Source organism: Cyclobacteriaceae bacterium, from assembly GCA_030584025.1.
GTDB lineage: Bacteria > Bacteroidota > Bacteroidia > Cytophagales > Cyclobacteriaceae > UBA2336.
The window spans coordinates 717,967-729,909 of record CP129487.1 but is presented as its reverse complement, the minus strand read 5'-3'; the positions used below and the strand labels follow the sequence as shown (position 1 = coordinate 729,909).

Annotated in this window: 7 protein-coding genes; 3 read left to right on the top strand and 4 right to left on the bottom strand. The window is 40.1% G+C overall.

Annotation, left to right across the window (positions count from 1 at the left end):
* Window positions 1–22 precede the first annotated feature (22 nt).
* Together rsmH and mraZ are read right to left on the bottom strand one after the other, a co-directional pair.
* Complete coding sequence (gene rsmH / locus QY309_03500) at window positions 23–931, bottom strand: 16S rRNA (cytosine(1402)-N(4))-methyltransferase RsmH (GenBank protein WKZ60544.1); 909 nt, start codon at window positions 929–931, stop codon at window positions 23–25.
* Between the two features lie 5 nt (window positions 932–936).
* Window positions 937–1,377: a division/cell wall cluster transcriptional repressor MraZ gene (gene mraZ / locus QY309_03495; protein ID WKZ60543.1), complete on the bottom strand. Its 441-nt coding sequence runs from the start codon at window positions 1,375–1,377 to the stop codon at window positions 937–939.
* A 415-nt stretch (window positions 1,378–1,792) separates the two neighbouring features.
* Here mraZ and QY309_03490 point away from each other — a divergent pair, with 415 nt between their 5' ends.
* From QY309_03490 to QY309_03480, 3 genes are all read left to right on the top strand, one after another.
* Entirely contained in the window at window positions 1,793–2,584 is a 792-nt protein-coding gene (locus tag QY309_03490; protein ID WKZ60542.1) for a type II CAAX endopeptidase family protein, read from the top strand.
* A 46-nt stretch (window positions 2,585–2,630) separates the two neighbouring features.
* The gene (locus QY309_03485; protein ID WKZ60541.1) at window positions 2,631–3,731 is read left to right on the top strand and encodes a serine hydrolase; all 1,101 of its coding nucleotides are present in this window, start codon (window positions 2,631–2,633) and stop codon (window positions 3,729–3,731) included.
* A 377-nt stretch (window positions 3,732–4,108) separates the two neighbouring features.
* Window positions 4,109–4,732: a metallophosphatase domain-containing protein gene (locus QY309_03480; protein ID WKZ60540.1), complete on the top strand. Its 624-nt coding sequence runs from the start codon at window positions 4,109–4,111 to the stop codon at window positions 4,730–4,732.
* Window positions 4,733–4,750: 18 nt separating this feature from the next.
* Here QY309_03480 and QY309_03475 read toward each other — a convergent pair whose 3' ends face one another.
* Together QY309_03475 and QY309_03470 are read right to left on the bottom strand one after the other, a co-directional pair.
* Entirely contained in the window at window positions 4,751–6,127 is a 1,377-nt protein-coding gene (locus QY309_03475) for a hypothetical protein (protein WKZ60539.1), read from the bottom strand.
* A gap of 430 nt (window positions 6,128–6,557) precedes the next feature.
* Window positions 6,558–11,885: a DUF6443 domain-containing protein gene (locus QY309_03470; GenBank protein ID WKZ60538.1), complete on the bottom strand. Its 5,328-nt coding sequence runs from the start codon at window positions 11,883–11,885 to the stop codon at window positions 6,558–6,560.
* Window positions 11,886–11,943: the final 58 nt, after the last annotated feature.

Sequence of the window (11,943 nt, the reverse complement as noted above, 5' to 3'; positions counted from 1 at the left end):
TCTCCTAAAAGGAGAGGAAGGTTTATAATTTTGTTGCTATTCTCAACTTTGCACTACGTGCTCTTTTGTTTTCGTTTACTTCATCTGCTGAAGCTTCAATCGGCTTTCGATTTACAGCTTCAAAGGGCTTCAGTACGTTTCCGTAAAAATCTTTCTCCACTTCACCGTACACTTTACCCTTGTTTATAAAATTTTTTACCATTCTGTCTTCCAGTGAGTGGTACGACATCACTACCAATCGTCCACCCGGCTCCATCACTTCGCCCGCCTGGTGCAAAAAATCTTCCAGCGCCTGCATCTCGTTATTCACTTCAATGCGCAACGCCTGAAACACCTGGGCGAAGTATTTATTTTCCTTTCCACGCGGAGCAAACCGACTTAACAACTGCTTTAAATCTTCGGTACGCGTAATCTTTTTTCCTATACGTTCCTGAACAATGGCCTTGGCAACCGTACGGGCATTTTTGATTTCGCCATACATGCCCAGAATTTTATGCAGCGCGGCTTCATCATACTCATTTACAACACCTGCTGCCGTCACCGAACTTTCTTTGTCCATCCGCATATCCAGTGGTCCCTCATACCGGGTAGAGAATCCGCGTGACGGCTCATCAATCTGATGTGAAGAAATTCCAAGATCGGCCAGTATGCCATTCACGTTGGTTACTCCATTCAACTTCAGGAACTTTTTCAGGTACCTGAAATTGGCGTGACAGAATGTGAAAGAACGGTGCGCGATTTTTTCTGCCTCGCGCCTGGCATCGTCATCCTGATCGAAAGCGATCAACCGACCGCCTTTTATGTGTTCCAACATAGCCAGGCTATGTCCACCACCACCGAAAGTCGCATCTACGTACGTTCCTTCGGGATGAATATTCAGCGCTTCGATACATTCGTGGAGCATGACCGGCTTGTGATAGTCCGATGCCATGTTCACTACACATCAAGGTATTTTTGCGCCAGTTTCGACAACTCACTTGGGTCTGCGATCAGGTGTTTCTCATAGAGCGTAGGGTTCCAGATCTCAACTTTGTTACCCATGCCTACCAGCATCACATCCTTTTCGAGTTGGGCATAGGTGAGCATGTTCTTCGGGAGTAAAAAACGACCGTTGTTGTCCAGCTCAACCGTGGCGGTGCCACTGAAAAAGTTGCGTTGAAGTGTACGGTACTCCTCGTTGAATTCGCTTAATCCGGAAATTTTGGAGAACACCTTCTTGAATTCCACCATGGGGTAGAGTATGAGGCAGCGCTCAAAGCCCCTGCGCAATACCAGCTCACTGTCCCCTTCGGGAAGTTGAGCCTTTACGCGCGCAGGCAGAACCAATCTGCCTTTGGCATCGAGCTTACTTTCATATTCACTGGTGAAAAAGGTCATGGACTGTAGTGGTTGTCTATTCCTTGATAACAAACATAAGTAATTTTATACCACTTTCAACCACTTTCACCCACTTTTTTACATTTTCAGGCAATTCCGCCCATAAACCCTCAAATTTTCAGCTAAATTGTCATTTCTCAGACTTAATGCGACTGATGCGTACTAAATGCGACTCATGACCTAAGTATTCGCGACTGAAATGCAAAAACCTTAAATCTGGCTTAAATTCGAAGTTTTCCTACCTTAAGGATTTTTCTGGTACTACTTCGATAGAATAAAGGAGATCCCCTCAAAGGATATAGATAGAGGTTTACAAAAAGGTTATGATTTAGAAATAAATTAGTAACCACTGGATTAAAGGGGCTCTCTATTATAATATGTAACTCGGCAGTTGGAGTAATAGGCATCAATTAACATGAAGAAAGTAGTCATATTTTTTATCCTGGCTTACATCATTAGTTGGGTTATTTGGTTGCCTTTGTATGGTCATCATTTAGGATTATCACAATTACCCATTTTACCCTTTCACCATGCTCTTGGGGGATTGGGACCTCTTCTTGCTGCTTTTATTACTTCATTTTTCTTTCATGGCTGGGAAGGTGTCGTTGAACTGGGGAAAAAGTGCGTTCAAACTCGGCCATTCTCCTATCTGGCCATTGCACTGTTTAGTCCATTCACAGTGATTCTAGTAGCCAGTATAATAAGCTACTTTTCTGGCGGTCAGACTATGGAGCTATCCGGTATGCTTATTAATAAGGAGTTTCCGGAATTCGGATTTTTCACCATTTTCCTTTACAACCTCATTTTTTTTGGTTTCGGGGAAGAAGTCGGGTGGCGGGGATTTGCTCTTCCGTATTTTCAAACCAAATTCAATGCGCTGACCTCGGCTATAATTATTAGTCTATTTTGGGCTCTTTGGCACTGGCCCCTTTTCCTGTATCGGGCGGGTTACACTTCTATGGAGGTTGCAGACATCCTCGGCTGGACACTCAGTCTGCTTACGGGTAGTATTCTTTTAACCTGGTTGTTTAATGCATCGAAGGGAAGTATTTTGATTTGTGCAGTATTTCATGCAACAGTCGATATTGCCTTTACTGCTGATATGTCCGATGAAAGGCTGATGAATTTCATGGGGTTCATAATTACCTTATGGGGAATTATAACTGTCATTATTTTCAAACCGAAAACACTAGCTCCGAGACCATAAGGGGATTAACTAATTCGTGTTTATCTTTCATCAAAGCAAATTACATATGAAGAATTTTCTCATTTTACCTATAGTCCTGATAGTCATCTCATCTTATTTAAAAGCGCAAGAACTTTCGGACCAAAGTTATGCTGACAGCATAATTAAAGCCAACCAGATTCCGGGTCTTAGCTACGCAGTGTTTACCAGTGATAGCATATTATCGATTGGTAGTACTGGTGTTAAGAAATATGGATCACCCGACCAACTTTCTATTAATCACATCATGGCGTTAGGATCATGTACAAAATCGGTAACGGGCTTGATTGCGGCAAAACTGGTTGATGAAAGACTCATTAAATGGGATACTGATTTTTACTCCTTATATCCTGAACTTAAAATAAAAAAGCCACCTTTTGATAAGCTTACCTTTTTAAATCTGTTGTCGCATCGTGCAGAGGTTCCACCGCTGACGGGACAGAACAAAGAAAAAATGCCCGATATAACTTTACTGACTGATACCACCATGCATAGCAGGATTCGTCTGGCTAAATGGATATTAAATCAGAAAAAAGTACCCTTGGTAAAAACGTATAACTACTCAAATGGTGGGTACCTGCTTGCGGCACTAATGATGGAGAAAGTAACTGGTTTAACTTGGGAAACACTTGTTCACAATTACATGGCTGAAGAAGGAATCGTTACATACTTTAAATTCCCCAATGAATTGGATATAAATAACGTCTGGCTTCATGATGAACGTGTTTATCCGGTAGCACCGGAAGCAAATGATGAAGCAGGAGTAAGAAAACCATTGGCTGCTGGAGGGCTTGTTTTTATGCCGTTTATTGATGCTGTTAAGTATGTTCAGTTAAATATGAGAGGGGGTAACGGTGATAGTCAATTTCTGCCCAAAGAAAAGTTCAGGTTTGTTCATTGTGGCTTACCAGAATATGCCTTGGGCTGGGGGTGTAAACAAGTGAATAATACCGATGTTATTTTACATAGGGGTAATATTGGAGGGCGTAGTTGGTGTTTATTTCAGTTTATACCCGCTGAAAATATTGGTATTGTAATTATGACCAATACCGGGGACGCTCAAACCGGAGTAGCAATTAATCATATGAGAGATCATTTCATCACTAAATATATAAATCGGACCAAGTGAAATTTTGAATAGCACTCCAATCGTCAGAATCAGTGATCCGCACACCCAGCTTCAGGAAAACTTGCTAATGTGTTTAGGTCAACGGCAGATCAGATTAGCGCTCCAATAACGGATTACTGATTTATAGAATTTGGTTTCGAAGTCAGTTTAAATCACTAACTTTATTTTAATTCTTTCCCGAATGTCGGGGGACAACAATTCGGGATGAAGATGAAAAGAAAGGGAGGTTCGCCTCCCCTTTTTTATGGCTTTGGTCTGTTGGAATGGATTTCGAGACTGACAAATCGGGGCTTTTTAGTGAACCATAAAAGATTCCTGAGGCAGGAAATAATTTTGCAAAATGGTGATTGCAAGTCTACCCAACCAAATTATTATTCATGAAAATTGTCTGTATTAGTGATACCCATGGCCGACACCGTGATGTTCAATTGCCTTTTGGTGACATGATCATTCATGCAGGAGATGTTTCCGCTGGGGGAACGGAATCCCAGGTAAAAGATTTTCTAATGTGGTTTAGCGAACAGGAATTCAGATACAAAATCTTCATTGCCGGAAACCATGACTTTCTATTTGAACATGACCTGGAAACGGCTAAAGGATTGATCCCGGAGAATGTCATTTACCTACAGGAATCTAGCATCACTATTGAAGGTCATAAGATATACGGAACTCCGATTACCCCATACTTTCTTAATTGGGCATTTAATCGCCATCCGGGTGAGGATATTGAAAAGCATATTAACAAAATTCCGTCAGACATAGACATCCTGATTTCTCATGGGCCACCTTATGGCATTCTGGATATCAACGTAAATGGTCAACATTGTGGATGTCCTGCACTATTATCCAAAGTTGAAGAGATAAAACCAAAACTATCAGTGTGCGGGCATATCCATGAAAATTATGGACAGATACAAAATGGGAAAACTACTTTTGTAAATGCCAGCTTGCTCAACGAAAAGTATCGACACCAAAATACACCCATTACTATCCAACTCTAGTTGAGTATTCAATAGCTGCTATCGTATTTTTTTTCGGTGAATAGAAATGTCAATTCCCATCCTTACATTTAATTTGTTCACATAGGGGCTTTTATGCTTAAAATCAAATATGTTATATAGAACCTGAATATTCCCTTGTAGGGATTTTGATATCCTATACTCCTTCTTCATTCCCACCATAGAAGTCCAAACCCATTGACGCTCCGAAAGGAGATTATCTGGCAATCTTTTCACAGGAGCGTTCAAATACTCAATTTCAAAATGTGGAACAAAACCCATTTTTAGGGAATAATCAAAAAATAATCTTGGGCCAAATACTCGTTCAGAATTAACCAATTCACGGCTTGAATGGTCAAATACGGCTCGCTGATTCCACCCTAATCCAACAAATATTGGTGAGAATACCTGATAGGCTATATATGGATTAAAGTCAAACCTGACTGCATTAGCCTTACTTAACTGAACAGTTATGCCAGGCCGAAATCGCTCAATTAGTGGCCTTTTCTGTTTAACAGTTTGCCTATTGCGGAGTAAAGTAACAACCTCATCAGTCTCTTTCAGTTTAGCCTTTAGCTTAGCAACTTTATCCATTGCGGATTTGAGCTCCTCCTCATGACCAGCAAAGTGATTGGTAGCAAGTACTTTGGCTTTATTTACAAGCTCTTCTTTAGCTACTTGAGGATCATACATTCGTTTTGCTTTCTCTGCTTCTAACTCAGCCTCATCGATCAACTCATTTACCTCACTTATCTCAGTTCTTTGCAAAAGTGAATTTTCGAGTTGGTCGCTATCTAAGTATTTTTGTATATCTGATTCAACTGATTCGAGTCCAATTTCAGGTAAACTATCTGGTAAGCTAAAGCTCTCAATAAGATTTAATGAATCGCTTAACAAAGGAGCTTTTCCATTCAAAACTGGAGACATCTCAGGCTCAACAAAGTTAAAATGATCTGGAACTTTTTCAATAAGGATAATATCACTATTATTTTTTGACTCAAAAAGGGGGTTATTTTTCGAATAAGGTATACCAAAGTCATTGTGAAACACTGTTGTTCTGATTGGCAAGTATTCATTCAGCTTAAACATTAGCTTTGATGCGCTATCGGAGTAGATTTCCGACTTGTTCTTTAAGGCGTGGTTGATTCTCTTAGAATTAATGCTATCGAGAGACCATTTCAAGCTAAAATCATAAATTTTAAAAGTATCGTTAATCTGATTTCTCCCAACATCCTTCATTTGCAATGAATCAAGACTTGCAATATTAAAAAGTGTATCAGAGGATATGTTAAATCTTTTGTTCTGTTTTAATTGTCTTCCATGAAGAATATTGTCTATTGATTGGGCATGACTATAGATTAGCTGAGTACACAATAAGATTTTAATCAATAACCTCATAATATGCCATCTATTTTTCTATATTCAGCACTAAGATCTTATATTATATCACTTTCATTCCAGTCATTACTTTTTTAATTCTAGGTGAGTCAATTTTTTACATTTAAATCTCCTTAACCGAACTTTTTCATGTAAGAGAGTTATCTCTATCGATCGTCCAACTTTATTTATCTCCATATTCTTATAATTAAAATAATTATCTAAAACTAAACCCGATTTAGTCTCAGTAAACCTTCCTTCAATTTTAAATGAACTTATTTCACTATGAAACTTTGATAGAACAGTCATTTCAAAAGTACTGTCGTTGTTTAAAATAAAATAGCATTCATCTCCTGTTTTAGCAGTTCCCTTAAAACACCTTTGGGCATAGGAGTCAGTAACGATGACCTTTAATAATAGAAGCAGTAACAAAATTCTTATCATAGAACTCTTATTTATACATTAAGTATCTGTTCAATTCAGTTTGATATTGACTAACCCGATATCCGAATTGAATATTAGACTGATAAGCTCTATATTCCAAATGGTTTTTGGTCGCTATATGTGCTAATGGAATGCTACGTAATTCAATGTACTTATTGATAAAATGCATCTTGACGTAACCAGTAAAATAATCTCTCACATGAACCATTTCATGACCAAAAGTAGAAGCCATCCCTTTTAGAGAATTACTTTTAATATATACATTCGATTTTGTGCCAGCCCCCCAGCCATCAAGTACATAAGTATTAAGATCAGACTCTACTCCATTAATTATTGGTCTGGTAACTCCATTTTCATCTGGCGCAAGATCTCCTCTTTTAGCCAAAATGACCTTGTTAAGACCCTGATTGTATGCATCAGAAGAACTAGCTAAATCATTTAAAAAGTTTTGCTTTCCATTTCTAGTAACATTCCCGAATAAAATATTCCTTTCATACTTTGATTCAGTAGCAGCAATACCACCGTAAATTCCACCAGTTATTGCACCTGCTATTGCACCATTAACAAAACCTTCTTTAAAACTACCGCCAGTTAATTCTGCAGTCAAACCACCAGCCAACCCACCGCTTGCGCCACCAGTAATGGCACCAGTTAAAATACCAGGAGCATTCATTCCTACGATGCTACCTATTCCTCCACCAAGTGCTCCTTGCCAAATTCCCGTACCAACATCACCGCCATTCAATAAAGCTCCTAACCCACCACTTACTGCACCGCCAGTTATTCCTCCAACCAAAGATGCTCCAAAGCCTACAGATGCGGTTCCAGCACCCACAGCAGTAAATGAAGTTCCTGCTGCCCAAGCAGTAGCTCCTATTCCTGCAGCGCCAGCTGCTGCACCAACAAGGGCGCCTCGCCAAAATCCGCCTAAAAAAGTTCCGCCATTGTTAGCAGCCATAATCCCCTGACTTGTTCCTCCAATTACAGCTCCTACTATAATTGGAACAAACCAAGCCAATTTTCCATCAGGATCGACAGTCATGTATGGGTTATTGAACCCAAATAAATACGGTGAAGCAAATTGTGACTTAGGATCCACTCCAAGCCATCTCCCGATCGAAGCATCATACTGCCTAGCATGGAAATCATACATTCCCGTACTATCATTAAGCTCTTTGCCTTGAAAGAGGTACTTATTCTCATTCTCACCCTCCCTTAACCATTGGAAAGAGGTCAACCCAAATGCATAGTAATCGCTGATTTGTATGACAGGACTTTCTTTATAAGTAATTTTCAGTTCATCAAACCAAACTTCAGGACCTGTGTCGTTATCATAGCTTAAGTATATAAACAGATATCCAGGTCTTGTAATGTTAATTGACGGCAGCAAGACTGCGTGCAGCTGACTAGGATTACTGCCAAGAGGAGCACTTTCAGCTGATATTGGTTCAAAATTTTGATCGAATAAAATATAGTTCAAAAATGCAGAAGGCTTTGAACTACCTTGATCTGGACTCAACAGGAAAGGAGAGCCAGTGCCAGAATTTGTATAGGAATAATTAATCCCATCCACCACCCCACTTGCACCACCTGACAGTGCACTTATGACGTACGAAGCCATGGCGGCTACAGGCGATTTAGTATAAGTGCCACTTACATAATAAGCCATTACACTGGCATCTATAATATCACCCGGCATAACCTTGAAGCTTCTGGAGGGGCCAATGCGGTACGTGGAATTCATCTTTAGTGCATTGAGACCACCTGCAGTGGCATTTGCTGCGCCAAATGCAATCTCATAACTGCTGTTAAGATTTAAAAACTGCTCGCTTTCCTTGTTGAAATTCGCAGTTTCCATAGTTGCCGTATAAGTATAAGTGTGAGGTTCAGTCTGAAGAACTACCCTTGAGCTACCGAGATGATCTTTCAAGAAGTACTGATATTCCCAATCAAGTTTGTAGACTGCAACGCGATTGATATACATCGTTGCACCATTTGTCGGACTACTCCAGAGCACACCAACTTTGATTTGGGTGATTCCATTTGGAATGGTGAACTCAGCAGTAACCCAAGTCTCATTCGCTTGACCTAATGGCAGTACTGGTCCTGTCCAGATTAAATCTCCGGTGTTACTCCACACGTATAAGTTAGCTGCATGTGAGGTATGCCTGTAACCGAGAACTTTGAAAGCATACCGCTCATTAGCCTTCACTGTAATGGTTTCACCGATAGGCCACACACCTGGTCTTCCGCTTGATTGATTGCTTACCACTCTAACGTGAGTCTCACCATTAGCCTGGGTATTGGTCAGCGATACACTTAAATTAGCTGCATAACCTTCCAACGTATTTGCCTCCCGGGTTGCTGTATTGGATATCAGATTTGTAAATGAGGGAGCAACCATACGGCCCTCCTCATGAAAGATTGTTTCTAGCTCGTCATTGACATATAGGTAGTTTCCTACATAATCAATTTTATTAACCAGGTTTTCACCGGCATCGTATACTTCTTGCGATAGCCGTGTTCCAATAGCATCATACTTGTATCGAATTTCGGACCCATCGCTTAACGTGACAATGGCTGGTTGATTGATTGCATTATATTCAATGCTTATTTGCTTATTCTCATCTCCAATTAGGTTTCCATCAACGTCATATGAGAAATCATTGTTTTGATTGGCCCCATCCTTAAATCCTAAGTCCTTAAATGCAACTGGGGCATTATCTGTTACTTTATAGAGCATATTGCCACCGGTTCCATAGTTGTATATTAGCTGATCTATTTGTTGGGCTGTTCCACCACTATTTCCAAATCGATTTAAGGATGTGATGTTTCCATTAAGGTCGTAGTTTAAATTTGACTCTGTCATTAAGCCGGAGTTGATCCAGGCGGATTCTTTGGTCTTATACTCTGCTGTTGTTAATGCCCCAAGATCATTGTAGCTGAAATTATACCCATGCTCCTGTTCGGAGAGATTATTCTTCCAAACAGCACCAGTGATCATTCCATCAAGTCGGTTACTATTTCCAGTTGGTAATACATTATCATACGCAAATTGCATTCCGAAGTAATCAACCGGTTCGCTGGTAGACAACGGGTAATTCAACTGCGTGAGCCAACCTTTGATACTATACCTATAATCAAGTTTTTGATGATAGGATACACCGTTATCTTTACTATGTAAATATTTTGCGATCACCTGATCTAATTCATTATACTCCGTTTTCAGCAGAATTACCTCGGGTTGATCATTGATACGATGACGAACTTGAATTAGTCTTCCTGACGGGTCATGCTCAAATCTCCGTCTAATGGTTTGGCCATCTAATGAAGACACTGTTTCAATTAAATCTCCTGAAAAATCATATAGCATTGATTCACGGTCTACATCACCACGGTGATTTATGTTAACAACCTGGATTGGTTGGTGGTACTTATTGTAGTACGTTACCGAGTGTAACCACTGTTCACTATCTAATATCTTTATACTAGCAGCCGTTGGTAAGTCAAGTAGACGATTGAATTTTTCAAATATCCCAGCCAGTGGAATACTTACCCAACTTTGAGCACTAAACGCTAGCTGAGAGTTTGCACAAGGTGGGCAATTATCATAGCTGTCATAATAACTCAACATCAATTCTTCAACGTTGGTAGTTGGAAATACTGTTGAATGATTTAAGGCAGACTCAGCGTTCTGATAACCTAAACCAGAACCAAGTGAGTTTACTGTGATTTGGATGTCAGCCCGGGTGATTGCAACGCCTGGCTTGTAGATACCACTAACCACAGGTCGGTTAAGATCATCGTACTTGGTATAGTTCCACTCATTCCTACCCCTCTCATTTCCATTTTGACTGAGAATCACCCTGTCCCTTCGGTCATAAACCAAATACTTCCACGAAACCCCAGGGGGTTTTGCTTCAATTAGACGATTATCAGAATCATAAATAAATTGGTATGCCCAATCGTCAATTTGCGTCTGTGTTGTTGCGAAATTTCCAGCGATTCTTAACAGTTCAATGAGTTGGGGTGTAAGAATGTACCGTAGGTTATTTTTACTATCATAAATATAATGCGTTTCAGCCCAGTTTGTTCCGTCATGCTTCACTCGTTCAACCAATTTTAAGCCTTCCCGGTTTGAGATAGTCTCTTGTTCTATTCGCTTAAGTGGTGAAGTGTTGACAGTTGAAATACTACGCGTAACATTTAAAGTATTTGATGGCCACGTTGTCAGCGATTGTGGTCCAGCCGCATTAATAGTCCAAAGTCGTATGTCAGTGCCATTAGATGTATAGATTACCTCCGTATCTGCATTTCCAGGCTGCCAGCTTGTGCCGATTGAACCTACTCGTTTAGGTCTCTTTAAGGGAGTTAATTCATATTCAGTTTTTGCAAACGGTTGTGGTTCATTCGGATAGTATTGGGACCCGGAATTATAAAAAATGTAATGAGGGCTGCCTATGTAATTATCCTCTCCAGAACTTCCGCTTAAAACATTCGACAAAGCCATTCCATTACTTTGAGATGCTATCATGGGAAGGAAGGACTTCGATGGCCGGTAAAGATCATCATAAACATTTGGTTTGATGATATCCGTACCGCCTACTGAAGCTTGTCGATGAACTTCCTGAAATTGCTTACCCTGATCGTCAAGATAGGTTATTGTTTGAGAAATATCACCTGATGGAATACTTAAAGCAAGTAATTGGCTTTCTGTGGTTACACCAGGAATATTGACCTTAGTTGTAGCTTGAAAATTGTAGTCATTTCCAGATGTAATACTTGCTGGAAGTGAGGTGTTTGTACAGTTGTTTACAGTATTTGTAACAGTATAAGTACCGGCTGATGTAACGCTAAGCGTTTCATTCGTCTTGCCAGCCAACGAATTTCCGTTTTTGTACCATTGATACGTTGTGCCATTAGAGGCTGTCAAAATTGATCCTCCTGGGGCTAACGGGTTAACACTAACCGAAATGGTTGGCCTAGTTGGCAAAGGGTTTACCGTAACATTCACTGTATTAGACGGACGAGTACATCCATTGATAGTAACAATCACAGAATAGGCTCCTGTTTGGTTTGCACTGTAAATATTTTGAGTCGCACCCGTAATATTTACTCCATCTTTTTTCCACTGATATTGATACCCTGCAGCGGTTGTCAACTGAAGACTAGAGCCTTGACAAATTGTTGTGGATCCACTATAGGATATGGAAGGATTACCTATACCGTATACGTAAAACGGATACGAGTTATAATAATAATCATAGCAGTTGAAAGAAAATTGCTCGATTTCACAAGGCTCAATAATACATCCTCCGCCACCGCTACAGTCCATATGCCAGGATGAAGCGGATAAGGAACCATTCTCAGTGTTCCAAGTTACGGTAACCGAT